Source organism: Streptomyces natalensis ATCC 27448 (assembly GCF_000935125.1).
Lineage (GTDB): Bacteria > Actinomycetota > Actinomycetes > Streptomycetales > Streptomycetaceae > Streptomyces > Streptomyces natalensis.
Genome location: NZ_JRKI01000002.1, coordinates 134,121 through 159,781 on the forward strand (window position 1 = coordinate 134,121; position 25,661 = coordinate 159,781).

Below are 25,661 nucleotides of genomic sequence, written 5' to 3' on the forward strand. Positions count from 1 at the left end.
TGTGGATAACGCGTGGGGTGTGTGCGGAACGGCATGCGGGACGGGGGCGTGCCGGCGTGCGGACGGCGAGCGGAAGGTCCGCCGGATATGACCCGTCTCACGCTTCGTACGGCCCCCGAACCAGGCGGAAACACTCGCGTAGCATGGCGAGGAATCGTCCGGTACCCCCCGCGGACTGGAACGGAAGGCCATCGCCGCGTGAACGCAATCCCACCCTCCCCCAAGTTCTCGGCTCCGCTCGAACAGGGGGGACCCCCAGCGCCCCACGAACGCCCCGCCCGGCTCACCGTCGGAGTCGTCGGCGCGGGCCGTGTCGGGCCCGCCCTCGCCGCGTCGCTGCGGCTTGCGGGGCACCGTCCGGTCGCCGTTTCGGGGGTCTCCGACGCCTCCGTACGCCGTGCCGCCGAGCTGCTCCCCGACGTCCCGCTGGTCACCCCGGCCGAGGTGCTCGCCCGCGCCGAGCTGGTGCTGCTGACCGTCCCCGACGATGCCCTCGCCGACCTGGTGCGCGGCCTCGCCGAGACCGGTGCCGTACGGCCCGGCCAGCTGCTGGTGCACACCTCGGGGCGCTACGGCACGGCCGTGCTGGACCCGGCCACGCGAGCCGGTGCGCTGCCCCTCGCGCTGCACCCGGCCATGACCTTCACCGGCACCTCCGTGGACGTCCAGCGGCTGGCCGGGTGCTCGTTCGGGGTGACGGCGCCCGAGGAGCTGCGGATGGCGGCCGAGGCGCTGGTCATCGAGATGGGCGGGGAGCCCGAGTGGATCGCGGAATCGGCGCGTCCGCTCTATCACGCGGCCCTCGCCATCGGCGCCAATCACCTGGTCACGCTGGTCGCCCAGGCCATGGAGCTGCTCGGCAAGGCCGGTGTGACGGCCCCGGACCGGATGCTCGGCCCGCTGCTCGGTGCGGCCCTGGACAATGCGCTGCGCTCCGGTGACGCCGCCCTGACCGGGCCGGTGGCGCGCGGTGACGCGGGCACGGTCGCCGCCCATGTCGCGGAGCTGCGCCGGCATGCGCCGCAGAGCGTGGCCGGGTATCTCGCGATGGCCCGTACGACCGCGGACCGGGCGCTGGCCCACGGCCTGCTCAAGCCGGAACTGGCCGAGGACCTCCTCGGCGTGCTCGCCGGGCCCGCCCCCGACACCCCACGCGCCGATGGCAACGGCCCCGGCCGCAAGGACGCCGACGGGCCCAGCGGCAACGGCCCCAGCGACAAGGCCGCCGACCAGGAAGACCCCGGCCACACCAACTCCGACGGCAACGGCACCGCCCCCGACGACAACGGCCCCACCGGAGGCGACCGATGACCACCTCGCCCCCGCCTCCCGCCGGCCGCCTCCTCCACACCGCCGCCGCCCTGCGCGACCTGCCCCGCCACACCGGCGCCCGTGCCGTCGTGATGACCATGGGCGCGCTGCACGAGGGGCACGCCACCTTGGTCCGGGCCGCCCGTGCGCGGGTCGGGGCGCAGGGGCAGGTCGTGGTCACGGTGTTCGTCAATCCGCTCCAGTTCGGGGCGGGGGAGGACCTGGACCGCTACCCGCGGACTCTGGACGCGGATGTGGTGCTGGCAACGGAGGCGGGCGCGGACGTGGTGTTCGCGCCGTCGGCCGACGAGGTCTATCCGGGCGGGGAGCCGCAGATCCGGATCGCCGCGGGGCCGATGGGCACGCTCCTGGAGGGCGCCAGCCGCCCCGGGCACTTCGACGGGGTGCTCACCGTCGTCGCCAAACTGCTGCATCTGACGGCCCCCGACATCGCCTTCTTCGGGCAGAAGGACGCCCAGCAGCTCGCGGTGATCAGCCGGATGGCCACCGATCTGAACTTCCCCGTGGAGATCGTGGGTGTGCCGACGGTCCGTGAGGACGACGGACTGGCCCTCTCCAGCCGTAACCGCTATCTGTCCGCCCCCGAGCGCCGCACCGCGCTCGCGCTGTCCGCCGCGCTGTACGCGGCCCGCGACCGGCTCGCCGCCGAGGAGGCGCTGCGCGCCCGCGCCGCCTCCGTCGGGCACCCCGCACAGGACCGGGCAGCGGCCCTGGCGGCCCTGGGGGAGGACCGGGCCGCCGCCGACGCGCATGCCGTGGCCTGCGCCGCCGCCGGCCCGTCGCACGGCCCCTCCGTGGCCCGCACCGCGGCGCAAGCGGTGCTGACGGACGCGGCCCACCTCGATCCGCCGCTCGAACTGGACTATCTGGCCCTGGTCGATCCGTCCGACTTCACCGAGGTCCCGGACACGTACGAGGGCGAGGCGGTCCTCGCGGTGGCCGCCAAGGTCGGCACCACCCGCCTCATCGACAACGTCCGCCTGGTCTTCCGCCCGGCGCCGGGCACGGGCACAGCTACGGCCACTGCCACTGCCGCTGCAACGGCCTCCGCGTCCACACCGGACAAGACGGAGACCACCTCCGGCACCCCCGCCACCCCCACACCCACCACCACTCCCCAAGGCCCCCTCGGAGCGCCCCGATGACCGCCACCGGAACAGGAACCGGCCCCGGCCACGCGATAGCCGCCGCCCCCGCACCCGGCATACGCCTGACCGCCCCCGCCCCCGGCTGGGCCATCGACGCCGACGTGGTCGTGGTGGGCTCCGGGGTGGCCGGGCTGACCGCCGCCCTGCGCTGCGCCGCCGCCGGGCGCCGTACGGTCGTGGTCACCAAGGCCCGCCTCGACGACGGCTCCACCCGGTGGGCCCAGGGCGGTATCGCCGCGGCCCTCGGTGACGGCGACAGCCCCGAGCAGCATCTGGCCGACACCCTCGTCGCGGGTGCCGGACTGTGCGACGAGGAGGCCGTACGGACCCTGGTGACCGAGGGGCCGGACGCCGTCCACCGCCTCATCGGGGCCGGTGCCCGTTTCGACACCGCGCCTGATAGCGACGAGATCGCGCTCACCCGGGAGGGCGGTCACCACCGCCGCCGGATCGCGCACGCCGGAGGCGACGCCACCGGGGCCGAGATCTCCCGCGCCCTGGTCGAGGCGGTCCGCGCCGCCGGACTGCGCACCATCGAGAACGCCCTGGTCCTGGACCTGCTCACGGACGCGCAGGGCCGTACGTCCGGCGTCACCCTGCACGTCATGGGCGAGGGCCAGCACGACGGGGTGGGCGCCGTGCACGCGCCGGCGGTCGTCCTCGCCACCGGGGGCATGGGCCAGGTCTTCTCCGCGACCACCAACCCGGCCGTCTCCACCGGGGACGGCGTCGCGCTCGCCCTGCGCGCCGGGGCCGAGGTCTCCGACCTGGAATTCGTCCAATTCCACCCCACCGTCCTGTACTTGGGGCGGGACGCGGAGGGTCAGCAGCCGCTGATCTCCGAGGCCGTACGGGGCGAGGGCGCGTATCTCGTCGACGCCGACGGGACCCGGTTCATGGTCGGGCAGCACGAACTGGCCGAACTGGCACCGCGCGACATCGTCGCCAAGGCGATCACGCGGCGGGCCCAGGAGCAGGGCGCCGAGCACATGTACCTGGACGCCCGGCACTTCGGCGCCGAGATGTGGGAGCACCGCTTCCCGACCATCCTCGCCGCCTGCCGCGCCCACGGCATCGACCCGGTCACCGAGCCGATCCCGGTCGCCCCGGCCGCCCACTACGCCTCCGGCGGCGTGCGCACCGACCTGCACGGGCGGACCACCGTGCCCGGCCTCTACGCCTGCGGTGAGGTCGCCTGCACCGGTGTGCACGGCGCCAACCGGCTGGCCTCCAACTCCCTCCTGGAGGGGCTGGTGTTCGCGGAGCGGATCGCCGACGACATCGCGGCCGGTCCGGTGCGGCGGCCCGGCGAGCACCTGCTGCCCGACGCGCCGCCCGTCCCGCTGCTCCCGCCCGAGGCGCGCTTCGAGATCCAGCGGATCATGACCGCGGGCGCCGGAGTGCTGCGTTCCCGTGCGAGCCTGGCGGAGGCGTACCAGGCGCTCGTCCGGCTGACCTCCAAGACCGCTGCCGACTCGGCGGACGGCAAGGCCGCGGAGCCCGGTGTGGACGCCTGGGAGGCCACCAACCTGCTGCTGGTGGCGCGCGTTCTGGTCGCCGGTGCCCGCAGCCGCGAGGAGACCCGCGGCTGCCACTGGCGCGAGGACCACCCCGACCGCGACGATGCGGCCTGGCGGCGCCACTCCGTGGTCACCTTCCGGCCGCCCCACACGGTGGAGTTCCGCGCCACGGACTCCGCCGGCTTCCCCGCCACCCAGCCCGACAGCCTTCCCACCCCTCAGCCCGAGACGGAGCCGAACCCGTGAGCAGCATCCCCGACGACCTCCCCCTCCTCCAGATCGGCGGACGGCCCTCCGGCGAACCGACCGGCGGCTGCGGCGATGCCTGCGGCTGCGCCGGCGACGAGGACGCGTACGAGCTGGACCCGCTGACCTGCGGCCTCGACCCCGACCTGGCCGCGCTCCTGGTGGCCGCCGGGCTCGACCCCGTACAGGTCGAGGACATCGCGCACATGGCCGTCGAGGAGGACCTCGACCAGGGCGTGGACGTCACCACCGTGGCCACCATCCCCGAAGACGCCGTCGCCACCGGTGACTTCACCGCCCGCGAGGCCGGTACGGTCGCCGGGCTGCGGGTCGCCGAGGCGGTGCTGTCCATCGTGTGCACCGACGAGTTCGAGGTCGAGCGGCACGTCGAGGACGGCGACCGGGTCGAGGCCGGCACCAAGCTGCTGTCCGTCACCACCCGCACCCGCGATCTGCTCACCGGCGAGCGCAGCGCGCTGAACATCCTGTGCCGCCTGTCGGGCATCGCGACCGCCACCCGCCGCTGGGCGGACCTCCTGGAGGGCACCAAGGCCAAGGTGCGCGACACCCGTAAGACGACGCCGGGGCTGCGGTCGCTGGAGAAGTTCGCGGTGCGCTGCGGCGGCGGCGTCAACCACCGGATGTCGCTGTCGGACGCCGCGCTGATCAAGGACAACCACGTGGTCGCGGCGGGCGGCGTGGCCGCGGCGTTCCGGGCCGTACGGGACGAATTCCCGGGCCTGGCCATCGAGGTGGAGGTCGACCGGCTCGACCAGATCCCGCCGATCCTCGACGAGGGCGCCGATCTGATCCTGCTGGACAACTTCACCCCGGAGCAGACCCGGCAGGCCGTGGAACTGGTCGCGGGCCGCGCGATGCTGGAGTCCTCCGGCCGCCTGACCCCCGAGACCGCCCGCGCCTACGCGGAGACCGGCGTCGACTACCTGGCCGTCGGCGCGCTCACCCACTCCTCCCCGATCCTCGACATCGGCCTCGACCTGCGCGAGGACGACGGCCAGGCCGAGGACGCCCACCAGGCCGGGGCCGACGCCCGGGACGAGGACCACTGACCGCCATGCTCCTGACCATCGACGTGGGCAACACCCACACCGTCCTCGGCCTCTTCGACGGCGACGAGATCGTCGAACACTGGCGCATCTCCACCGACGCCCGCCGCACCGCCGACGAACTGGCCGTGCTCCTCCAGGGCCTGATGGGGATGCACCCGCTCCTCGGCGACGACCTGGGCGACGGCATCGAGGGCATCGCCATCTGCTCCACCGTCCCCTCCGTCCTGCACGAGCTGCGCGAGGTCACCCGCCGCTACTACGGGGACGTGCCCGCCGTCCTGGTGGAGCCCGGCGTCAAGACGGGCGTGCCGGTCCTGATGGACAACCCCAAGGAGGTCGGCGCCGACCGGATCATCAACTCCCTGGCGGCCGTCGAGCTCTACGGAGGCCCGGCGATCGTGGTGGACTTCGGTACGGCCACCACCTTCGACGCGGTCAGCACCCGCGGCGAGTACGTCGGCGGCGTGATCGCCCCGGGCATCGAGATCTCGGTGGATGCGCTGGGCGTCAAGGGCGCCCAGCTGCGCAAGATCGAGCTGGCCCGGCCGCGCAGCGTCATCGGCAAGAACACCGTCGAGGCGATGCAGTCCGGCATCCTCTACGGCTTCGCGGGCCAGGTGGACGGTGTGGTGCAGCGGATGGCCCGGGAGCTGGCCGAGGACCCGGACGAGGTGACCGTGATCGCCACCGGCGGCCTGGCCCCGATGGTCCTGGGGGAGTCCTCGGTGATCGACTGCCACGAGCCGTGGCTGACCCTCATCGGCCTGCGCATGGTCTACGAGCGCAACGTCGCCCGGTCGTGAGCGTGGCTTGGTCGTGAGCGTGGCCCGGTCCTGAGCGTGGCCCGGTCCTGGGCGTCGGTACGCCCAGCCGCGCCATCGCGCACGAGTTAAGTGGCTTTTGTCTGAAATGGTCGTAAAGTCGCCGCATGCCTATGCCAAACGGATCCCGCGGTGGCATGACGTTCAGCGCCGATGAGCTGCGAGTGCTCCGTCGCGCTCTCGCCCATGCCCACCAGTCGACGTCCCGCTCCGTCCCGCTCGGCGTCGCTCTCCAGTGGCCGGAGGACACCCAGGAGTACCTCCGGCTGGCCGAGGAGGTGGACGAGGCGGTGCACGAGGGCGGCCGGCTGCGCGCCTTCCTGGTCGCCGACCTGGCCCGCTACCGCGACGCCCTGCCGGGCTCCGCCGCCGGCTACCTCGCCCAGCTCAGGGAGGCCCTGGAGGCCGGTTACGTCCCCGGTTCCGACGACCTTGCCGCGCTGCGCTCGCTGGTCGCGCGGGGCACCGGGGCGGCCGAGAGCGAACGCCGCGCCGCCTTGCTGCGCCACTGCGAGCGGCTGGCCGAGCGGTCCGTACGGACCCGGCTGCGGGCCCTCGCCGGCGGCCGCGCGGCGGCGCCCGAGCCGGAGCGTGAGCGGGAGCGCGAGCCGGAGCGCGAACCGGCCACCGAACCGGCCACCGAGCCCCAGCGGCGGCCCGCGCCGTCGCCTTCGCCCGCGCCCAGGCCGTCCCGTCCGGGCCGCCCCATCCCCACGCCGGGCGAGGTCTTCCCGCCCCGCCGCAAGAAGCCTGCCCCGCCCCCGGAGACCCGTACCGCCTGAGCGCTGCGTACTCTGGGATGCCTCACGCCCGAACAGGAGGCCATACGCCGTGGACTACCTCGCAGCGCTCACCCCGCCCGTCGTGATGGCCGTGGCCTTCACCTGCCTGATCGTCACGATCATCAAGAGCCAGGGCGGCCCGAACAAGGCCAAGGAGGACGCCGCCGCGGACGCGATGCTCGCCCGTTCCGACTCCCCCGCGGATGCCAAGACGCAGGGCGCCTGACCGCCCCGGCACCTTTTCCGGCCCGGCGCGCACCCGCCGCCCGCACACCACGGCCGATACGGCCCGGGAATGACCGTCCCGGGCCGTACGCCTTTTTCCGGCCCAAACGCAACGAGATCAACGGGCATTCGCGACATCTCCCACTATTGTTCTTGTGTGCCGAGACCATTGGGTGATCTGGAAGACGCGGTGATGACGCGGGTGTGGGAGTGGAACCGCCCGGTCACCGTTCGGGAAGTCCTGGAAGATCTCCAGAAGGAACGGTCGATCGCCTACACAACGGTCATGACCGTATTGGACAACCTTCATCAGAAGGGCTGGGTGCGCCGCGAAGCGGAAGGCCGCGCCTATCGATATGAGGCGGTCTCCACTCGGGCCGCGTACTCGGCCGCACTGATGAACGAGGCATGGTCCACCAGCGACAACCCTGCGGCCGCTCTCGTGGCCTTCTTCGGCATGATGTCGCCGGAACAGCGACAGGCCCTGCGCGATGCCGTTCACATGGTGCAGATCGACGAACCGGGAAGCGCCGGGAGCGCGCAAGAGGCCGAAGAGTCCGAAGCCGCCGCCGCTCCTGAACGGGTGCCCGAACGGACATCGGAAGCGGGAAGGGAAGAGGAACCCGGGGCGGGCTCGGGGGCCACGGGGCGATAGCGTCCCGCCATGCCCGTGCATTCAAAAGGCCTCACCGTCCGCCGCGCCCGGACCAGCGATGTCCCGGCGGTACGCCGCCTCATCGACTCCTACTCACGGCACGGCATCCTGCTCGACAAAGCCACCGTCACGCTTTACGAGGACATCCAGGAGTTCTGGGTCGCCGAACGGGACGAAGACGCCGAGGTCGTCGGCTGCGGCGCACTGCATGTGATGTGGGAAGACCTGGCCGAAGTCCGCACCCTTGCGGTCGATCCGCAGCTCAAGGGCCACGGAGTGGGCCATCTCGTCCTCGACAAGCTGCTGCGAACCGCGCGCTGGCTCGGAGTACGGCGCATTTTCTGTCTCACCTTCGAAGTCGACTTCTTCACCAAGCACGGCTTCGTGGAGATCGGCGAGACTCCGGTTGAGCGTGATGTCTACAGCGAGCTGCTGCGTTCCTATGACGAGGGCGTTGCCGAGTTCCTCGGGCTCGAACGAGTGAAGCCCAACACCCTGGGTAACAGCCGGATGCTTCTGCACCTGTGAACAGCGTTCTATGTCCGAATCGCTCCGCTATCGCTCCCCTATCGATCCCTATCGCGCCCCTATGCCGCGCTACGGAAGCATGTGTTCCCCGCTCTGCGGGCAAGTGAACCCTACCCAAGGGTTTGTGTTTTTCCCGGAAAAGCGGTTTGCTTTCCGTCGTAATCCACATTCGATGAAAGGGAAACCGGTGGCACAGAAGGTTCAGGTTCTTCTTGTTGACGACCTCGACGGTGGCGAGGCGCACGAGACGGTGACGTTCGCTCTCGACGGTAAGTCCTACGAGATCGACCTCTCCGATGCCAACGCCGAGAAGCTTCGTGAGTCGCTCACGGACTTCGTGAAGGCCGGCCGTCGTACCGGTGGCCGTTCCGGGGCCCGCGGCAAGGCGCGCGCCGCTTCCGGTGGCTCCGGCGACACCGCGAAGATCCGCGCGTGGGCGAAGGAGAACGGCTACAACGTCAATGACCGTGGCCGCGTCCCCGCCGACATTCGCGAGGCATTCGAGAAGGCCAACGGCTGATCGCCGCAAGCGCGATCGGATTGGGCATTACGAGCACGCAGCAACCGGGCCCGGTGGCACTCCGTTGCCGCCGCGCTCACCAGCCGAATGAGGTTGGGGGCGCCCCCACCGTCTCCGCCGATTCCTGTCCCGAACCCCGTACTGGGCAGGAAATTCTCCGCCGCGCGCCCCGGCCGGGGAGGTCGCAACCATCCTGCGGCCTCCCGCCCGCCGAATTCGCAGGCCGAGAGCGTGTCGGCGGCAGCGGCACGGGCGGGGACGGCCGGTGCGGGCATCCGCTCCCCGGCCCCGCGCGCACCGAGATCAGGCGTGAGCGCACCCCACTCGAGCCATTGCAGGATTTCCGGCAGTTCCTCGGCGCCGCCGGCCGCGATGAGCATGAGCACTTTCGGCCGTTCCAGGCGGCGATTTCCGTCGCATGAGGGCCGTAGCAGCGCCACCGGCCCGGTGTGCGGCAGCCGCCGCAGTACGGCCCGCCCCGCGTCGGCCGGCATCTCCAGCACGTCGAAATGCGGCCCCACGAGCAGCTCCACGGGCTCCGTGGCGGTGGTCGGCCAGCCCATCTCCTGCTCGTACCACCGGCGGACGGCGGACAGGGGGCTGCGGGGTCGCGGAAGTGCGCGGGCCATATCCGGTGCAACGGCCAACGAACTCGGGAAGTTACGCAGGGTGGAAGTCCCGATCCGATGCGGATACGCACCGTGATCGGGCGGGGGCGTGCCGGGGCATTCGGCAGCGGGTGGGTGTTCGCCCGTAGCGGATGGAAGCGGCCCGCGCCGCATGGAGTGTCAGTGGCAGCGGGTAAGACAGTCACAGTGGGAAAAGACCGTGTGACCGGCGCCAGAGGCGCTCTGCACCAGCGGATGGCCGGATGCGGTGGGCGTGTCGGGCCGGGGTGCGTTCGCCACGGGCGTAGTGGCGAACAGCGTATATGCCTGGCCTGCGGGAACATCGTCTCGCACCATCGAGTTGGAGCAGATGTCAGCTGTTCGGCAGTAAATTTCCCCGCCGGAGCGGGGTGATCCGGACGGGTGTCGGCAGTTGGAATGAGCTGTCCCGTGTTGCGGGACTAGCATGCGGAAGGACAGGGAGGGGACCGACCCCTAACTGCCTGACCGCTCTGAGGAGCGATTAACGATGTTCGAGAGGTTCACCGACCGTGCGCGGCGGGTTGTCGTCCTGGCTCAGGAAGAAGCCCGGATGCTCAACCACAACTACATCGGCACCGAGCACATCCTCCTGGGCCTGATCCACGAGGGTGAGGGTGTCGCCGCTAAGGCCCTGGAGAGCCTCGGGATTTCGCTCGAGGCGGTCCGCCAGCAGGTGGAGGAGATCATCGGCCAGGGCCAGCAGGCCCCGTCCGGCCACATTCCCTTCACCCCCCGTGCCAAGAAGGTCCTGGAGCTTTCGCTCCGCGAGGCCCTCCAGCTCGGCCACAACTACATCGGTACGGAGCACATCCTGCTCGGCCTGATCCGCGAGGGCGAGGGCGTCGCCGCCCAGGTCCTCGTGAAGCTGGGCGCCGATCTCAACCGGGTGCGGCAGCAGGTCATCCAGCTGCTCTCCGGTTACCAGGGCAAGGAAGCCGCCACCGCCGGCGGCCCCGCCGAGGGCACGCCCTCGACCTCCCTCGTCCTGGACCAGTTCGGCCGCAACCTCACGCAGGCCGCTCGCGAGACCAAGCTCGACCCGGTCATCGGGCGCGAGAAGGAAATCGAGCGGGTCATGCAGGTGCTCTCCCGCCGTACGAAGAACAACCCGGTCCTCATCGGCGAGCCCGGCGTCGGCAAGACGGCGGTCGTCGAAGGACTGGCTCAGGCGATCGTCAAGGGCGAGGTGCCCGAGACCCTCAAGGACAAGCACCTCTACACCCTCGACCTCGGCGCCCTGGTCGCCGGCTCCCGCTACCGCGGTGACTTCGAGGAGCGCCTGAAGAAGGTCCTCAAGGAGATCCGCACCCGCGGCGACATCATCCTGTTCATCGACGAGCTCCACACCCTGGTGGGTGCGGGCGCCGCCGAGGGCGCGATCGACGCCGCCAGCATCCTCAAGCCCATGCTGGCGCGAGGCGAGCTGCAGACCATCGGTGCCACCACGCTCGACGAGTACCGCAAGCACCTGGAGAAGGACGCGGCCCTGGAGCGCCGCTTCCAGCCCATCCAGGTCGCGGAGCCGTCGCTGCCCCACACGATCGAGATCCTCAAGGGCCTGCGGGACCGCTACGAGGCGCACCACCGCGTCTCCATCACGGACTCCGCCCTGGTCGCGGCGGCCACCCTGGCCGACCGCTACATCTCCGACCGTTTCCTGCCGGACAAGGCGATCGACCTGATCGACGAGGCCGGCTCCCGAATGCGCATCCGCCGCATGACCGCGCCGCCGGACCTGCGCGAATTCGACGAGAAGATCGCCGATGTGCGCCGGGAGAAGGAGTCCGCGATCGACTCGCAGGACTTCGAGAAGGCCGCGGGCCTGCGCGACAAGGAAAAGCAGCTCCTGGCCGCGAAGGCGAAGCGGGAGAAGGAGTGGAAGGCCGGCGACATGGACGTCGTCGCCGAGGTGGACGAGGAGCTGATCGCCGAGGTCCTGGCCACGGCCACCGGCATCCCGGTCTTCAAGCTCACCGAGGAGGAGTCGTCCCGCCTGCTGCGCATGGAGGACGAGCTCCACAAGCGCGTCATCGGCCAGAAGGACGCCATCAAGGCGCTCTCCCAGGCCATCCGCCGTACCCGTGCCGGGCTGAAGGACCCCAAGCGTCCCGGTGGCTCGTTCATCTTCGCGGGCCCGTCGGGCGTCGGTAAGACGGAGCTGTCCAAGACCCTCGCCGAGTTCCTGTTCGGCGACGAGGACGCGCTGATCTCCCTGGACATGTCGGAGTTCAGTGAGAAGCACACCGTCTCGCGGCTCTTCGGCTCGCCCCCCGGCTACGTCGGCTACGAAGAGGGCGGCCAGCTCACCGAGAAGGTGCGCCGCAAGCCGTTCTCCGTGGTGCTCTTCGACGAGGTCGAAAAGGCCCACCCGGACATCTTCAACTCCCTGTTGCAGATCCTGGAGGACGGTCGCCTGACCGACTCCCAGGGCCGGGTCGTGGACTTCAAGAACACCGTCATCATCATGACGACGAACCTCGGCACCCGGGACATCTCCAAGGGCTTCAACCTCGGCTTCGCGGCCCAGGGCGATGTCCGTACCGGCTACGAGCGGATGAAGAACAAGGTCAACGAAGAGCTCAAGCAGCACTTCCGCCCCGAGTTCCTCAACCGTGTCGATGACACCGTCGTCTTCCACCAGCTGACCGAGGAAGACATCATCCAGATCGTCGACCTCATGATCGCCAAGGTGGACGAGCGGCTCAAGGACCGCGACATGGGCATCGAGCTCAGCGGTACCGCCAAGTCGCTGCTGGCCAAGCGCGGGTACGACCCGGTGCTCGGCGCCCGTCCGCTGCGCCGCACGATCCAGCGCGAGATCGAGGACGCCCTCTCGGAGAAGATCCTCTTCAGCGAGCTGCGTCCGGGCCACATCGTGGTCGTCGACGTCGAGGGCGAGGGTGACAGCGCCAAGTTCACCTTCCGCGGCGAGGAGAAGGCGGCCCTGCCGGACGCCCCGCCGATCGAGTCCGCCACCGGCGGCTCGGGCCCGAACCTGAGCAAGGACGCGTAGCAGCACAAAAGGCTCTCGCACAGCGGCGCTGCCCCGGACCGTCACATACGGTCCGGGGCAGCGCCGTATCCGGGCGTGCCCGGCGCCTACGGGCTACAGCTGCACGACCCGGATACCGTCCGGCACCCCCGTCACCGGCGGGATACGCCGTCCGATCTGCAAGGTGTCCAGCTTCGGGAAGGCCGACAGCCACTCCATCGAAACGCCCAGGTCGTAGGCGAGCCACAGCCGGGTCAGCTCTTCGGCCGGAACAATGGCCTCGATCAGCTGTTCCGGCGTGAAATAGCCGGCGATCCGCAGATGCGGCCGTCCGCCCAAACGGCGAAGAGTATGCAATTCCTCCGGATCGGCCACCGGGAAATACAGCTCGGCCGGTTCGAGATGGGCGATGATCTCGCGGGCATAGCGGGCGGTGTCGTAATGCCGCCAGGCCCCCGCGAGCTGCGCGCGGATGTCGTGGTGCGCGCGGTCGCGCAGCCCCGTCAGATAATCGATGGCCATATCGTCCGCGATGGACGTGGCGGTAATGGCCAGAAGATATGCCTCTTCGTCGGAGGCCGTGGCGGGATCGGGCAGCATTTCCAGCACAATCGGCCCGATCCAGCCAAGCGCGCGGGCCGCGGACGGTGTACTGGGCCGCACCATGTCCCGGGTGAAGCGCTGGACGCGGGCCCGGACGTCCGGATCCAGCTCGGTGGCGTGCTCCAGGCAGGCGGCGGCCAGCAGCTTGCGGTGGCGGGCCTCGGCCGCCTTGATGCCCGCGTGCGGGGCCAGCAGGCCGTCCAAGAGGGTCGCGCACTCATCGGGCCGGGCCAGGGCCACGGCCATCCGTATGACGTCCTCCCAGTCGTCGTGGTGGGCGTGCTCCAGGAGCAGCGCGAAATCGTGGCGCTGGATCGTCGCCCGCGCGGAGAGATAGTCCTGAAAGGTGCGGTGCACGAAGTCGACCGTGCCCGGGGTCGGCTCGCGCAGCAGGCCCGTGCGGTTGAGCAGATGCCGGAAGACCTCCTCGGGACCGCCCTGTCGGGCCGCGACCGGTATGGCCGGCAGATGCGCGGCCAGGGTCGCGATGGCCGTCTCCCGGTCGATCTCCGACCGCCCGTTGATCAGCATCCAGTGGGCGAGCTTCTGCAACAGCTGGATCTTGGGCTGCCGGGTCAGCTCCACGCCGTCCGTGGCCACCATCGCCCGCTCCCGGTCCCGCCGCTCCAGCAGCATCGACAGCGCCGCGTCGTAGAGCTCCTTACGGCCGTTGGGCAGATAGCCGCGCCGGTCGCGGTGCAGGGCGCACAGCAGACCGCACATCAGCGGATTGGTCGCCAGCCGGCCCAGATCGCGGGTGATGCGTACGGCGGTGAGCAGCGTGTGCTCGTACTCCCCGAGCCGGTGGAGGTCGGCCGGGCTCTGCTGGGCGGCGGCGCGGTGCCAGCGCTGGATGAACGCGGCGACGTCCTCCCGGCTCATCGGCGCCAGGGACAGCTCGGCGAAGCCCTCGCCGGTGAGCCAGTCGTGCGGTACGGCGGAGGGGCGGGAGGTGACGATGCAGACGGTGCCCGGATAGCGGGTGGTCCAGTCGCGCAGGCGCTCGCGCACCTCCTCGCGGGCCTCCTCGGGCGCCTCGTCGATCCCGTCGATCAGGAGCAGCGCCCGGCCCTCGCCCAGGATGCGCTCGGCCCACCCGGGCGGCTGGGCCGCGGCGTCGCGGTAGCCGGCGGCGGCCAGGAAGGCGGCCGGGTCGGGGATGCCGTCGCGGGCGAAGCGGCGCACGGGCAGGAGGAAGGGCACCCGTCCCCGCAACCCCGCGAGCGCCTCGGGCAGTTCGTCCCTGGCGGTGGCCACGGTCAGCCACTGGAGCAGCGTGGTCTTGCCGGAGCCGGCGACGCCGCGGATCAGGATGCGGGGGCGGTCGGCGAGGGCCTGTTCGGCGGGCGTCGGCGGTTCGTCGTCCTGCGTACCGGGGTCCGGCTCGCACTCAAGCCCCAGGTAGGCGGCATCGAGGGGCCAGCTGTCGGGGGAGTGGGCGAGGTCGATGCCGAAGATCGTGAGGTGGTTGTGGGTGGTGGCGGTGGAGTGGGCGTAGCGGGCTTCGAAGGCGGTGTCGGTGGTGGTGCTGGGGGTGGCGTCGGGGGTGCTGTCGGCGGTGGTGTTGGGGGCGGTGTTCGTGGGATCCATGGGTTCCCCGTAACGGGTGTGGCTGCGGTCAGGTGCGGGGGCGGGGGTAGAGGGTGAGGGTGACGTGGGGTGGGAGGGAGTGGGGGTTTTCCGGGCGGAGGAGGGAGAGGAACACCTCCTGGAGGTCGGGGAGTTCGGTCAGGGGAGGGAGCTCTATGGGGGCGTCGGTCATGCCGTACAGCCGGAGGACGCGGGTGCTGGGGAACGCCGGGAGGACGGCGTGCAGGCTGCGGAGCAGTTCGGGGACGGGGCGGCGGTCCGTATTGAGGAGGCTGAGGGTCTTTACCTGCGGCAAGCGAAGACCGGGGGGAACATGCAGGGCGCCCCCTTCGGTGGCCAGGCCGAACCCGAAGTCCTCCAGTTCGGTGAGGCTGGTAAGTGCCTGCCACTGGTTCTCGCTGAAGTTTTCGAAAATGCGCTGTAGTAGTACGTGTTGCAGATGCAGCCAGTCGGTCACTCGGCTGAAGTCGGCGCCGATCGGTTCGTCGATGTTGAGGTGGGTGAGGGGGGCGCCCGCAGGGACGGCTGCCAGGCCCTTTGGCGGGAGCGGGGACTGCACCATCAGGACGTCGAGATGGTGGAGCCGGTCGAGTCCGCGCAGATCGTTCAACCCGCTGACGGACAGGCTGCGCAGGGGCAGATCCGCGAGCGGGGCGACGCCGTCGAGGGCGGGGCAGCCCTGGAGGCGTAGCAGCGTGAGCGCCGGGAAGTTCCTGAGGAACGCCAGGCTGTCGATCTTCGGGTTGTCCACCAGCACCAAATGCGTCAGCGAGCGGCGCTCCACACCGTTGAGGAGTTCCTGTGCGCCGTAAGCACCGACGACGATGGTGTGCGGTCGGCCGCCGAGGGCCTTGAGGGCGCGCAGTTCGGCGGGGGTCGTCACCGTGAAAGGCGTATCGTCGCGCAGATGCCGGATGATCTCCTCGGCGTAGCGCTCGGTGTCGAAATGTTGCCAGGAAGACGCGAGTCGGGCTTGTACGGTCGGCGCAGGATGCGTCCGGAAGCCCTTCATGACTTCCAGGGCGGCGTCCGTGCCGATGCGCGCGGCGGTGGCCACCACCTGTTCCGCCTCGTCGTCCTCCAGCCCGTCCGGGCCGGGCAGCAGCTCCACGACGATGGGTCCGACCTCGGCGAGCAGTTCCGCCTCGTCGAAGCGACAGGGCGGCAGGATGACATCCGCGCGCTTGTACACCTCCCCCCGCACCCGCGGATCCAACTCCGTCGCATGCTCCAGACAAGCCATCGCCAGCAGATGCACCCGCAGCCGGCTGCGCGGACTGCGGATCCCGTCCCCGTGTTCGATCATCCCCCGCAGGATCTCCGCCCGTTCGCGCGGCCGTGCATGGGCCACCGCCATGCGGATGACGTCCTCCCACTGGGAGTCGACGGAGTGCTCCACCAGCAGCCCGAAGTCGCCCTCCTCGACGGCGGCGCGCGCCCCCAGGTAGTCCTGGAAGGTGCGGTGGACGAAGTCCACGGATCCGGGGGTCGGTTCGCGCAGCAGGCCGCTGCGTAACAGCAGATGGCGGAAGACGGCCGCCGTGTCGCCCTGGGCCGCGGCGGCGGGGACGGCGGGCAGTGCGTCGCCGATGATGCGTTCGGCACGGTCGCGGAGGAGTTCCGTGCGGCCGTTGCGGATGAGCCAGTAGGCGAGCCGTTGCAGCAGCTGTACCTGCGGTTCGTCGGCCAGCTCGATGCCCGTCGGCGCGCCCATGTCCCGTTCCCGGTCGCGGCGGGACAGCAGCATGCCGAGCGCCGCGTCGTACAACTCCTTGCGTCCGCGCGGGAGATAGCCGCGGCGGTCCCGGTGGAGGGCGCAGATCAGGCCGCACATCAGGGGGTTGGTGGCCAGGCGGCCGAGGTCCTGTTTGGTGCGGACGGCAGTGAGCAGGGACCGCTCGTACGCGTCCAGTTGCGCGGTGTCCTCGGCGTCCTCGCGCGCCGCCGCATGCCAGCGGCCGATGAAGGCGGCGACCTCGTCGTGGCCCATCGGGGTCAGGGTCAGCTCGTCGAAGCCATCGGCGGCGAGCCAGTCCTCGCGTACGGCGGAGGGGCGGGTGGTGACCAGCCAGAGGTTGTCGGGGAAGGCGTCCAGCAGGTCGCGCAGCCAGGCGCGGGCGGGCCTGCGCTCGGCCTCGGGGATCTCGTCCAGGCCGTCGACCAGGAGGAGTCCGCGGCCGGAGGTCAGGACGCGCTCGGCCCAGCCGTCGGGCTGGGAGCCGGTCACCGGGCACGAGACGGCGGACAGGAAGTGGCCGGGGGTGGGCAGGGCGGCGCCGGAGCGGGTGAGGGTGCGCAGCGGGAGGACGAAGGGGATGCGGCCGTGGAGGTGGGGGAGCGGGGTGTCGGCGGGGTCCTTGGTGCAGGAGACGGCCAGCCACTGGATGAGGGTGCTCTTACCGGAGCCGGCGACGCCGCGCAGCAGGACCTGGTCGAAGTCGGCGAGGGCCTGGTCGGCGCGCTGGGGCGGGCGGGGCGTGAGTTCTTCCAGGCCGGGGAGGGAGCCATCCTCACGGCGGATGGGCGCCCTGAAGTCCCCCAGGCCGGGGAAAGAGGCGTCCGGGCGCGGCCTCGTCGCCCCCAGGCTCAGATACGCCGAATCCAGCGGCCAGCGGTCGGGCGAGTGGGCCAGGTCGATGCCGTAGATGGTCAGGCGGCTGTGCTTGCGGGCGATGTAGGTGAGGTAGGAGCGCTCGAAGGCGGTGTCGGCGGCGCGCGGGGACGGATGCCCTTCGAGGAAGGCGTCGATCTTGGTGATGGCGCCGTCCAGGCTGCGGCTCTGCTGGACGAGGGTGCGTGCCACGAACGTCGACCGCTGGGTGAAGAAGTGCACGATGTGCAGGCAGGCGGTGGCGAGCAGGGTGTGGTGCATCAGCTCGGCGTCGCGGGTCAGGCCGCGGGTGGCGTGCGGGGCGGCGGCCGTCAGGCGTTCGGCGAGGGCGCTGTGACCGAGCAGGACGGCCTGTACGTCGTCCATGGCCAGCTCGCCGAGGCCGTGCAGGGTGATGGCCAGGGCGTCGGCCACGGCCGTTTCCTCGTCCTCGGGGCACGGGCGCTCGCCGGGGAGGGTGGCGTCCACCGCCCGGCGTACGAGTTCCGCGGCGAGTTTGTGCAGGTCCCGGTCGGTCAGGGTGGCCTTTTCGCCCTTGAAGGAGACCAGGCCGGAGATCCGTACGGGCGCGGAGACCAGCCCGGCGCCCGGCCCGTCCTTGACGAACAGCTTCTTCACGAGCGGCGCGACCACGCTGGAAGCGAGCCGTATGCCGACTGCTGACGGTTCCATCGTGCGGGCGGCCTCCCCCGTGGCTGCTGACTCGTGTGAACCAGGTTACGCGCCGGGCGTCCGCCGGGTGAGCCCTTTCACCATTTCTCGGGCGACCGGGTAATCCAGGTCACGTCAGACGCGTCACAAATGGCGGCCGGAATTCCCCTCGGCGGTGACATGACGCACACGGAATTCGCCGTCTACTAGCTCCCTTAGGGAAATGGGTGGACGCGGTGTGCGCGATAGGGGGAGGGAGTGACGAGAGGGGAGGGTGGGGCGGGCAGATATGGCTAAGGCCCAGGTCAGAGGGTAGACGAGGGTCTGGGAGTCGACGGTGCAGAGGGTGGCGCCTGCCCGCTATGGCCTGGATTACACCCTCGTCGAATACGGCCTTCGGTAGTAGCGGGCGGCGCTTGGCGAGCCGTCGAATGCGGGTTACCAAGGAATGGCCGAACCGGACCGCAGTCGGGGAAGCGCATTCACTCGTGATTCCAGATTCCTGGTAGCAGATTCCTGATTCCTGGAGGAAAAAACCCGCATGCAGAAGTTCGCCGCGATCCGTGAGCCGAAGAACTCCGCCCGGAAGTCCGCCCGGAACTCCGCCCTGAAGTCCGTGCTGCGCAACCGCGTCGCCGTCGCCGCCGGTGGCCTCGGTGTCGCCGCCTCGCTCGGCGCCGGTATCGCCCACGCCGCGGACCCGGGCCTGACGGATCTGAGCGTGGACATCGGCTCGACGGTGACCGCGCAGGCCGATGCCCAGGCCAAGGCGGCCAAGGACGCCAAGGCGGCTGCGGCGAAGGCCAAGGCGGCGGCGGTGAAGGCGCGGAAGGACGCGGCCAAGAAGCCCAACGCCTGGGTCAAGCCGGTCGACGGATACGCCCTGGGCGAGCCGTTCGGCATCCCCGGCAGCCACTGGGCGCACAAGCACAGCGGTCAGGACTTCGTCGTGCCGACCGGCACCCAGGTCCACGCCGTCCACCACGGCACGGTCGTCAAGGCCGGTCCCTGGGGTGGCGGTGACGGCCCGGCGTACGGCAACGCCATCGTGATCAAGCACGACAACGGTACGTACACCCAGTACGCGCACCTCTCACGGATCCAGGTCCGCGTCGGCCAGCAGGTCGGCACGGACCAGCAGATAGGACTCTCCGGCAGCACGGGCAACTCCACCGGCCCGCACCTGCACTTCGAGGTCCGTACCGGCCCCGACTACGGGTCGGGCATCGAACCGACCGGATTCCTGCGGGCTCACGACGACGCCGTCTGAGCTGAATCCGGACGGGCTGGCCGGCGGTGGCTTGGCGGGTTTGCCGCCGTGACCAGTTCTGTGGCGACCTCGAGGATGGCCCTGCGCTTCTCCTCGGGGTCGCCCGCCACGTTCTGCATCGCGAACATCCCCGCGTGGATGGAGAACAGCGCCGTGATGCAGCGCACCTGATCCGTCAGCTCCGCCTCGGGCTCCCGCAGGAGGTCGAAGAGGGTGTGCATGCGCTCCTTGAAGGTGTCGCCGATGGCGAGGTCGCGGACGGTCGCCTGGTTCTCCTGCATGAAGCGGAAGAGGGGGGCGGCGTCGCGGAGCGAATCGCTGTAGCGGCGGATCAGTTCCTGTTTGGTGCCCAGTGTGCGCGGCTGGAGCTCACCCCAGGCGATCAGCGTGTCGATCGGACCGCGCAGGTCCTCGAACAGGCTGATGACGATGTCTTCCTTGGTCTTGAAGTGGTAGTAGAGCGCCGCCTTGGTGACTTCCAGCTTTTCGGCGATCTCGCGCAGTGACGTCTTCTCGTAGCCCTGCTCGGAGAACAGCTCCAGAGCGACGTCCTGAATGCGCTGGCGGGTGTTTCCGCGGCGCGGGTGCGATGTGCTCATGGTGTTCTCCTGCGTGGTTGCTGCGTAGCCGCGTCGTCGTCGGCGCGTGATTGTGCTGGTCGGTGAGGTGCCCCGGGGAGCGCCCCGGAAACTTACTTGACGCCCGGCTAGTTTCCCATCTACCTTCCGTACTGTACAGAACTAGCCGGGCGGCAAGTAAGTGCAGTGCCGGCATCAGTGGCAGTGCACGCGTACGTGAGGACCGGAGTACGGGAGTGAGGACGGGGATGTCGCAGAAAGCGGCCTCAGCGGGGGACAGACAGACCGCCATAGCCAGCGGGGTGAAGGACGGGGCGAACGCGGGGAAGCAGCCCGCCAGCGTGCGGGTGGTGGTGTTCGCGCTCATGATCGCGATGCTGCTCGCGATGCTGGACAACATGATCGTGGGTACGGCGATGCCCACCATCGTCGGTGAACTGGGCGGGATGGAGCACCTGTCCTGGGTGGTCACCGCCTACACACTCGCCACCGCCGCATCGACCCCCATCTGGGGCAAGCTCGGCGACATGTACGGACGCAAGGGCGCGTTCCTGACGTCCATCGTGCTCTTTCTGATCGGCTCCGCGCTGTCCGGTATGGCCCAGGACATGGGTCAGCTGATCGGCTTCCGCGCGGTGCAGGGTCTGGGCGCGGGCGGCCTGATGGTCGGCGTCATGGCCATCATGGGCGATCTGATTCCGCCGCGGGAGCGCGGCAAGTACCAGGGCATGATGGCCGGCGTCATGGCCGTGGCGATGGTCGGCGGCCCGCTGGTCGGCGGCACCATCACCGACCACCTCGGCTGGCGCTGGACCTTCTACATCAACCTTCCGCTCGGTGCAGTCGCGTTGGCCATGATCACCGCCGTCCTGCATCTGCCCAAGAAGCGCGCCCGGGGCCGGGTCGACTACGGTGGCGCGGCGCTGCTGACCATCGGGATCACCGCGCTGGTGCTGATCACCACCTGGGGTGGCACCGAGTACGACTGGCTCTCGGGCCAGATCCTCTGCCTGGGCGCGGTCGGCATCGTCGCGCTGGTGGCGTTCGTCTTCGTGGAGCGCAAGGTCAGCGAGCCGGTGCTGCCGCTGCACATCTTCCGCAACGGCAACTTCTCGCTCATCACCGTCGTCGGCTTCCTGGTCGGCTTTGTGATGTTCGGGTCGATGACCTTCCTGCCGCTGTTCCAGCAGAGCGTCCAGGGCGCCTCCGCCACCAACTCGGGCCTGCTGCTTCTGCCGCTGATGGGCGGCCTGCTGGTGGTCTCGCTGATCGCGGGCCGGGTGACCACCCAGACCGGCAAGTACAAGATGTTCGTGGTCGTCGGCGCGGCGGTGCTCACGATCGGCCTGGCGCTGCTGTCCCTGATGGACGTCGGCACCACCCGGCTCACCTCCAGCCTGTTCATGTTCGTGCTGGGCGCCGGTATGGGCTTCCTGATGCAGACCACGATGCTGGTCGCGCAGAACAGCGTCGAGATGAAGGACATGGGCGTCGGCTCGTCCTCGGCCACGCTGTTCCGTACGATCGGCGGCTCGTTCGGCGTGGCGATCCTCGGCGCGATCTTCACCGACCAGGTCAAGACGGTGATGGTCGAGCGCCTGGGCGCGGCGGCCGGCAGCAAGATGTCCGGCGCGGGCGCCCAGATGGACCCCAAGAGCCTGCCCAAGCTGCCGCCGGCGGTCAAGGACGCCTATGCGCACGCGGTGGCCACCGGTACGCACCAGGTCTTCCTGTGGGGCGCGGCGATCAGCGTCGTTGGCTTCGCCGCGGCCTGGTTCCTGAAGGAGGTCCCCCTGCGGGGCGGCCCGTCGGCCAAGTCCGACGACAACGGCGCCGCCCCGGAGGCGGAGCGGGTGTCGATGGCTGAGGCCGCGGTCTGATCCGGCCCCGGCTTTCAAAAACGGGCGGAGCCCGGCGTCACCGTGTGGTGACGCCGGGCTCCGCCCGTTGTGCCCACGGGCTTCGCCCCTTGTGCCCCAACGGCCTTCAGTGACCGGTGAGTTCACCGCCCTTGACGGAGGCTATGAAGGAGGCCCAGCCGGTGCCCGAGAAGACGATCACCGGCCCGTACGGGTCCTTGCTGTCGCGGACGGGGACGAGGCCGGGGAGGTCGTCGCGGACCTCGATGCATTCGCCGCCCTCGTGATTGCTGTAGCTGCTCTTGCGCCAGGTGGCAGAGCTCGGGTCAATTCCCTTGCTGCGCTTCATCTCTGTAGCCCCTTGCCGCTTTCTCGATCATGGCCAGGGACGCCTTGGGTGACAGTGCGGCGGCCCTAGCCAGATCGTAGGACCTTCGGTAGCCCGCCACATGGGGTGGATAGTCGATGATGTGGCCGCTGTATACACCCTCTGTGTAGGCCACCGGTGGGCCATCGGCAAAGGTCATGAGCTTGAGGAGGCCCATCAGCAGGGCGTGGTCGACCTCCGATTCCGGAAGGATCTGTACAACGGATTGCTGGGACCTGGCCAGTTCGGCGATGTGCTCCAGCTGCTCGGCCATCTCCGCTGCCGGGAGGAGCGGCCTGTGGATCACCGACTCGGCGAGGATCGCCCAGTGGGTGGCGCGATCGTCGCGTTTCCAGAGGTCGGCGCGCGCCATTCTGGCGCGGACACGCTCCTCGACGACCTTGGGCGGTGCAGGTTTGCCTGAGGTCTGCGTCATCTTCCGGGCGTACGCCTCGGTCTGGAACAGGCCCGGGACGACGAGGGGTGCCCAGTCATCGATCGTAAGCGCGGCCTTCTCCAGCTCGGCGGGATCCGCGAAGTACGCCGGATGCCCGGTCCGACGCGCCCGTGCCGCAGCTTCACAGTGGCGCGTGAAGAAGCCGTTCGTCTTGAGCAACTTGTCGCAGTGGACGGCCAGATCCATCGGCATCCCCCGCTCGCCGCGCTCAATCGCGCTGAGGAACGAGATGCCGCGATAGGTGCCCTCCACCACCTGTTCGAGCGTGAGGCCCGCTTGATCTCTCAGGTAGCGCAACTCCGAGCCGTAAAAACACGGGACGCTCACCGACGCGTCGGGATCCTTCCGAGGAGGCATAACTCACCGCCGCTGCTTGCAGGTTGCCCGCTGCAACCCCACCAGCCGCAACGCTACGCCGACCCGCATCGCTCCGTGACCGGGTGTGCACAATCCGCGACGCCAGTCGTATTAACGATCCGGCAGGTGGATAACCGGGAAGCTCCCCGTGCTCGTCGGCGCGTTCTCCGGGAGCCACAGGACCGATACCGCGCCCGTCGAGCCGTCCGTGGCCTCGTTCGCGTTGCGGAAGGTCAGGCGGGCGCCGAGGACGCGGGCCTGGCCGGCGGCGATGGTCAGGCCGAGGCCGTGGCCGCGGCCGGAGCGGTCGCTGCTGCCGGTGCGGAAGCGGCTGGGGCCCTCGCGCAGGAGGGCCTCGGGGAAGCCGGGGCCGTGGTCGCGTACGCGCACCACGCGGCCCTCGACCGTGACCTCGATGGGCGGTTTGCCGTGCCGGGCCGCGTTGGCGATCAGGTTGCCGAGGATGCGTTCCAGGCGCCGGGGGTCGGTGGTGACGTCGGCGTCGCGGACGATGTCGACGGTGACGTCCTGGCTGAGGGCGCGCACGCGGCGGGCGACGAATTCGCCGAGGGCGACGTCCTGGAGCTCGGCGCGCTCGGCGTAACCGTCGAGGCGGGCGACTTCCAGGACGTCCTCGACGAGGGTGCGCAGCGCCTGGGCGCGGTCGCGGACCAGCTCGGAGGGGCGGCCGGGCGGCAGGAGTTCGGCCGCGGTCAGCAGGCCGGTCACCGGGGTGCGCAGTTCGTGGGCGATGTCGGCGGTGACCCGGCGCTCGGCCTCGATGCGTTGCTGGAGGGCGTCGGACATGGCGTCGACGGCCCAGGCGAGGTCGTCGGTCTCGTCGCGGACCCGGCCGCCGACCTCGTCGCGGATGCGGACCGAGGTGTCGCCGTCGGCGAGCTTGCCCGCGGCGGCGGCCGCCTTGCGCAGCCGCTGGGAGAGCCGGCCGCCGATCAGCACGCCGAGGGCGCAGCCGCCGAGCACGACCGCGGAGGAGCCGAGCAGCAGCGCCTGGTCGAGGTCGTCCAGGACGGCGAAGCGGTCCAGGAAGGGGTCGTGGAGGGAGAAGACCTGGCCGTCGCCGAGGGGGGTGGCCGCCCAGACCTCGGGCGCGTTCTCGCCGTTGTCCTGGACGTAGGTGGCCCGCTCGCCCTCGGCGATCTCCTTGCGGAGGGCCTGCGGGAGGGCCGGGTCGTCGATACGGGCGCCGAACTGGAAATGGCGCTGGGACTCGTAGCTCTTGAGGGCGATGTTGAGCCGTTCGACCTGGACGTCCCGGTTGCTGTCGAGCATGGAATGGCGGGCCGCGTTGTGCACGACAAGGCTCAGCGCGATCGCCACCAGCGCTCCCACGAGCGCGATCGCCGCACTGAGCTTCCATCTCAGGCCCGTTCGCAGGGCCAGTCTGACCACCGGTGGTGTCAGCCTCTCAGCTTGTAACCGAAACCGCGGACGGTCTCGATCCGGTCCTGGCCGATCTTGCCGCGCAGCCGCTGGACGTGGACGTCGACGACGCGGGTGTCGCCGCCCCAGCCGTAGTCCCACACGCGCTCCAGGAGGCGGTCGCGGGAGAGGACCGTGCCGGGGGCGTTGGAGAACTCCAGCAGGAGGCGCATCTCGGTGGGGGTCAGCGCGACGGGCACGCCGGCCTTGCGGACCTCCATGCCCTCGGTGTCGACCTCCAGGTCGCCGAAGCGCAGGACGGGCTCGTCGGGGATGGCCGCGTCCGCCGCGCCGCCGCCGTTGCCGTCCGGGCCGCTGGCGTGGCCGAAGCGGCGCAGGACGGCGCGGATCCGGGCGACCAGGACGGCGCCGTCGAAGGGCTTGGTGACGTAGTCGTCGGCGCCGGCCTCCAGGCCGAGCACCACGTCGATGGAGTCGGCGCGCGCCGAGAGCATGATCACGGGCACGGTGGACTCGTCACGGATCCGGCGGCACAGGCTGACGCCGTCCAGGCCCGGCACCATCACATCGAGCAGGGCGATATCGGGGCGGTTGGCGCGGAACGCCTCCAGGCCCGCGAGCCCGTCGGGCATGGCGGTGACCATGAAGCCGTCCCGCTCCAGGGCGAGCTGGGTGGCCTCGCGGATGACGTCGTCGTCCTCGACGAAGAGCACGTGGGTCTCGGCCATGCGTGGCTCAATCCTCCGATCCCGTGTCGTCGGCGGACACGGAGCCGTCAACGACGGTGGTCCTGCTTGCGGTGGTCTTGCTGTAGTCCGTGTGATCGCTGTCGTACTGGGTGAAGTGGTCGTCCGACCAGTGGTAGCTCAGGACATCTTCACCCGAGGGGCAGCACACCTTGTCGCCCGCGTCGTAAGTCTGCCGGGTGACTTCCAGCTCGCCCTTGTTGTCGCTGGCGTAGACCGGCGGCTGCTCGTTGCCATATACGTTTTCATATCCGCCGTCCTGTTTGCGGAATACGTAGGCGCCGATGCCCAGGGAATCCCCGCAGGTCATGACGTTGATGATGACGTCGGGGGAGTCGCCGCCGGTGAGTGTGGCGTACGTCACTTCGACCGGGTACTCATCGGCCGAGCACGGCTTGGCCAGGGACTTCTTCACATCCGTGCCGACATTGGGGTCGTGCTTGAGCAGCTCGACGGCGTTGACCTTCTTGTAGCCGGAGGTCGCGGTCGGGGCGGGGGAGGAGCTGGACGCGCCTCGGGGCGCGGGGGTGCTGGTGGCCGAGCCCTCGGTCCGTACGCCCTCACCACCGGGATTGCAGCCGGCCAGCAAAAGGCCGACGGCGGCCACCCCTGCCGTGGCCGCGCCGCCTTTGGTCAACCCGCCGGTCAACCTGTTCCTGGACAATCCGCTCCTGCCCAC

Annotated in this window: 22 protein-coding genes; 13 read left to right on the top strand and 9 right to left on the bottom strand. The window is 70.3% G+C overall.

Going from position 1 to position 25,661, the window contains the following annotated elements; all coding sequences use genetic code 11:
• The first annotated feature begins 198 nt into the window (after positions 1-198).
• From SNA_RS00765 to SNA_RS00810, 10 genes are all read left to right on the top strand, one after another.
• On the top strand, positions 199-1,311 hold the full coding sequence (locus SNA_RS00765) for a Rossmann-like and DUF2520 domain-containing protein (RefSeq protein ID WP_338059792.1): 1,113 nt from the start codon (positions 199-201) through the stop codon (positions 1,309-1,311).
• On the top strand, positions 1,308-2,477 hold the full coding sequence (panC, locus tag SNA_RS00770) for a pantoate--beta-alanine ligase (RefSeq protein WP_044362520.1): 1,170 nt from the start codon (positions 1,308-1,310) through the stop codon (positions 2,475-2,477). Before SNA_RS00765 ends, panC begins: the two co-directional genes overlap by 4 nt.
• A complete protein-coding gene (locus tag SNA_RS00775) occupies positions 2,474-4,246 on the top strand; it encodes an L-aspartate oxidase (protein WP_044362521.1) in 1,773 nt (590 codons plus the stop codon). The genes panC and SNA_RS00775 overlap by 4 nt, the downstream gene beginning before the upstream one ends.
• Positions 4,243-5,316: a carboxylating nicotinate-nucleotide diphosphorylase gene (nadC, locus tag SNA_RS00780; protein WP_044362523.1), complete on the top strand. Its 1,074-nt coding sequence runs from the start codon at positions 4,243-4,245 to the stop codon at positions 5,314-5,316. The genes SNA_RS00775 and nadC overlap by 4 nt, the downstream gene beginning before the upstream one ends.
• Before the next feature lie 5 nt (positions 5,317-5,321).
• Positions 5,322-6,119, top strand: a complete 798-nt coding sequence (locus SNA_RS00785; RefSeq protein ID WP_044362525.1) for a type III pantothenate kinase — start codon at positions 5,322-5,324, stop codon at positions 6,117-6,119.
• A gap of 125 nt (positions 6,120-6,244) precedes the next feature.
• Positions 6,245-6,919: a hypothetical protein gene (locus SNA_RS00790; protein WP_241779504.1), complete on the top strand. Its 675-nt coding sequence runs from the start codon at positions 6,245-6,247 to the stop codon at positions 6,917-6,919.
• A gap of 49 nt (positions 6,920-6,968) precedes the next feature.
• Positions 6,969-7,145, top strand: a complete 177-nt coding sequence (locus tag SNA_RS43055) for a hypothetical protein (protein ID WP_030066177.1) — start codon at positions 6,969-6,971, stop codon at positions 7,143-7,145.
• Between the two features lie 192 nt (positions 7,146-7,337).
• A complete protein-coding gene (locus tag SNA_RS00800) occupies positions 7,338-7,799 on the top strand; it encodes a BlaI/MecI/CopY family transcriptional regulator (protein ID WP_030066178.1) in 462 nt (153 codons plus the stop codon).
• Positions 7,800-7,808: 9 nt separating this feature from the next.
• A complete protein-coding gene (locus SNA_RS00805; protein ID WP_030066179.1) occupies positions 7,809-8,327 on the top strand; it encodes an amino-acid N-acetyltransferase in 519 nt (172 codons plus the stop codon).
• 187 nt (positions 8,328-8,514) lie between these two features.
• Positions 8,515-8,847 carry a histone-like nucleoid-structuring protein Lsr2 gene (locus SNA_RS00810; RefSeq protein WP_030066180.1) on the top strand — a complete coding sequence of 111 codons (333 nt, stop codon included), beginning with the start codon at positions 8,515-8,517 and terminating at the stop codon, positions 8,845-8,847.
• On the opposite strand, the gene SNA_RS39045 is transcribed toward SNA_RS00810, so the two are convergent.
• Entirely contained in the window at positions 8,778-9,476 is a 699-nt protein-coding gene (locus tag SNA_RS39045; RefSeq protein ID WP_078969589.1) for an SCO3374 family protein, read from the bottom strand. The two genes, SNA_RS00810 and SNA_RS39045, sit on opposite strands and share 70 nt — an antisense overlap.
• Before the next feature lie 508 nt (positions 9,477-9,984).
• Between SNA_RS39045 and SNA_RS00815 the strand changes: the two genes are divergently transcribed.
• Complete coding sequence (locus tag SNA_RS00815) at positions 9,985-12,510, top strand: ATP-dependent Clp protease ATP-binding subunit (protein WP_030066181.1); 2,526 nt, start codon at positions 9,985-9,987, stop codon at positions 12,508-12,510.
• Between the two features lie 93 nt (positions 12,511-12,603).
• Here the strand turns inward: SNA_RS00815 and SNA_RS00820 are convergent, their stop codons facing one another.
• Together SNA_RS00820 and SNA_RS00825 are read right to left on the bottom strand one after the other, a co-directional pair.
• Positions 12,604-14,682, bottom strand: coding sequence for an NACHT domain-containing protein (locus tag SNA_RS00820; protein WP_275041975.1), 2,079 nt, complete (start codon positions 14,680-14,682; stop codon positions 12,604-12,606).
• Between the two features lie 28 nt (positions 14,683-14,710).
• Positions 14,711-17,965 carry an NACHT domain-containing protein gene (locus SNA_RS00825; RefSeq protein ID WP_044362529.1) on the bottom strand — a complete coding sequence of 1,085 codons (3,255 nt, stop codon included), beginning with the start codon at positions 17,963-17,965 and terminating at the stop codon, positions 14,711-14,713.
• Positions 17,966-18,485: 520 nt separating this feature from the next.
• On the opposite strand from SNA_RS00825, the gene SNA_RS00830 reads away from it, so the two are divergent.
• Positions 18,486-19,214: a M23 family metallopeptidase gene (locus SNA_RS00830; protein ID WP_030066185.1), complete on the top strand. Its 729-nt coding sequence runs from the start codon at positions 18,486-18,488 to the stop codon at positions 19,212-19,214.
• On the opposite strand, the gene SNA_RS00835 is transcribed toward SNA_RS00830, so the two are convergent.
• Positions 19,196-19,813: a TetR/AcrR family transcriptional regulator gene (locus SNA_RS00835; RefSeq protein ID WP_030066186.1), complete on the bottom strand. Its 618-nt coding sequence runs from the start codon at positions 19,811-19,813 to the stop codon at positions 19,196-19,198. The genes SNA_RS00830 and SNA_RS00835 overlap by 19 nt on opposite strands.
• A 227-nt stretch (positions 19,814-20,040) precedes the next feature.
• Between SNA_RS00835 and SNA_RS00840 the strand changes: the two genes are divergently transcribed.
• Complete coding sequence (locus SNA_RS00840) at positions 20,041-21,672, top strand: MDR family MFS transporter (RefSeq protein ID WP_030066187.1); 1,632 nt, start codon at positions 20,041-20,043, stop codon at positions 21,670-21,672.
• A 106-nt stretch (positions 21,673-21,778) separates the two neighbouring features.
• Here SNA_RS00840 and SNA_RS00845 read toward each other — a convergent pair whose 3' ends face one another.
• The 5 genes from SNA_RS00845 to SNA_RS00865 all read right to left on the bottom strand — a co-directional run bounded on the left by SNA_RS00845 (position 21,779) and on the right by SNA_RS00865 (position 25,646).
• The gene (locus SNA_RS00845; protein WP_030066188.1) at positions 21,779-22,000 is read right to left on the bottom strand and encodes a DUF397 domain-containing protein; all 222 of its coding nucleotides are present in this window, start codon (positions 21,998-22,000) and stop codon (positions 21,779-21,781) included.
• Complete coding sequence (locus tag SNA_RS00850) at positions 21,978-22,802, bottom strand: helix-turn-helix domain-containing protein (protein WP_338059793.1); 825 nt, start codon at positions 22,800-22,802, stop codon at positions 21,978-21,980. Before SNA_RS00850 ends, SNA_RS00845 begins: the two co-directional genes overlap by 23 nt.
• A 141-nt stretch (positions 22,803-22,943) precedes the next feature.
• Positions 22,944-24,245, bottom strand: a complete 1,302-nt coding sequence (cseC, locus tag SNA_RS00855) for a two-component system sensor histidine kinase CseC (protein WP_044362532.1) — start codon at positions 24,243-24,245, stop codon at positions 22,944-22,946.
• Positions 24,246-24,253: 8 nt separating this feature from the next.
• Positions 24,254-24,964 carry a two-component system response regulator CseB gene (gene cseB / locus SNA_RS00860; RefSeq protein WP_044362533.1) on the bottom strand — a complete coding sequence of 237 codons (711 nt, stop codon included), beginning with the start codon at positions 24,962-24,964 and terminating at the stop codon, positions 24,254-24,256.
• Between the two features lie 7 nt (positions 24,965-24,971).
• A complete protein-coding gene (locus tag SNA_RS00865; RefSeq protein ID WP_420823446.1) occupies positions 24,972-25,646 on the bottom strand; it encodes a hypothetical protein in 675 nt (224 codons plus the stop codon).
• Between the last annotated feature and the right edge of the window lie 15 nt (positions 25,647-25,661).

Excerpts from the sequence above, each read along its gene's own strand:
- SNA_RS00835 (WP_030066186.1), bottom strand. The coding sequence starts at position 19,813 with ATGAGCACATCGCACCCGCGCCGCGGAAACACCCGCCAGCGCATTCAG.
- SNA_RS00785 (WP_044362525.1), top strand. The coding sequence starts at position 5,322 with ATGCTCCTGACCATCGACGTGGGCAACACCCACACCGTCCTCGGCCTC.
- SNA_RS00830 (WP_030066185.1), top strand. The coding sequence starts at position 18,486 with ATGCAGAAGTTCGCCGCGATCCGTGAGCCGAAGAACTCCGCCCGGAAG.
- SNA_RS00800 (WP_030066178.1), top strand. The coding sequence starts at position 7,338 with ATGACGCGGGTGTGGGAGTGGAACCGCCCGGTCACCGTTCGGGAAGTC.
- SNA_RS00840 (WP_030066187.1), top strand. The coding sequence starts at position 20,041 with ATGTCGCAGAAAGCGGCCTCAGCGGGGGACAGACAGACCGCCATAGCC.
- SNA_RS39045 (WP_078969589.1), bottom strand. The coding sequence starts at position 9,476 with ATGGCCCGCGCACTTCCGCGACCCCGCAGCCCCCTGTCCGCCGTCCGC.
- SNA_RS00825 (WP_044362529.1), bottom strand. The coding sequence starts at position 17,965 with ATGGAACCGTCAGCAGTCGGCATACGGCTCGCTTCCAGCGTGGTCGCG.
- SNA_RS00805 (WP_030066179.1), top strand. The coding sequence starts at position 7,809 with ATGCCCGTGCATTCAAAAGGCCTCACCGTCCGCCGCGCCCGGACCAGC.
- SNA_RS00815 (WP_030066181.1), top strand. The coding sequence starts at position 9,985 with ATGTTCGAGAGGTTCACCGACCGTGCGCGGCGGGTTGTCGTCCTGGCT.
- SNA_RS00775 (WP_044362521.1), top strand. The coding sequence starts at position 2,474 with ATGACCGCCACCGGAACAGGAACCGGCCCCGGCCACGCGATAGCCGCC.
- panC (WP_044362520.1), top strand. The coding sequence starts at position 1,308 with ATGACCACCTCGCCCCCGCCTCCCGCCGGCCGCCTCCTCCACACCGCC.
- SNA_RS00845 (WP_030066188.1), bottom strand. The coding sequence starts at position 22,000 with ATGAAGCGCAGCAAGGGAATTGACCCGAGCTCTGCCACCTGGCGCAAG.
- SNA_RS00820 (WP_275041975.1), bottom strand. The coding sequence starts at position 14,682 with ATGGATCCCACGAACACCGCCCCCAACACCACCGCCGACAGCACCCCC.
- cseB (WP_044362533.1), bottom strand. The coding sequence starts at position 24,964 with ATGGCCGAGACCCACGTGCTCTTCGTCGAGGACGACGACGTCATCCGC.
- SNA_RS00790 (WP_241779504.1), top strand. The coding sequence starts at position 6,245 with ATGCCTATGCCAAACGGATCCCGCGGTGGCATGACGTTCAGCGCCGAT.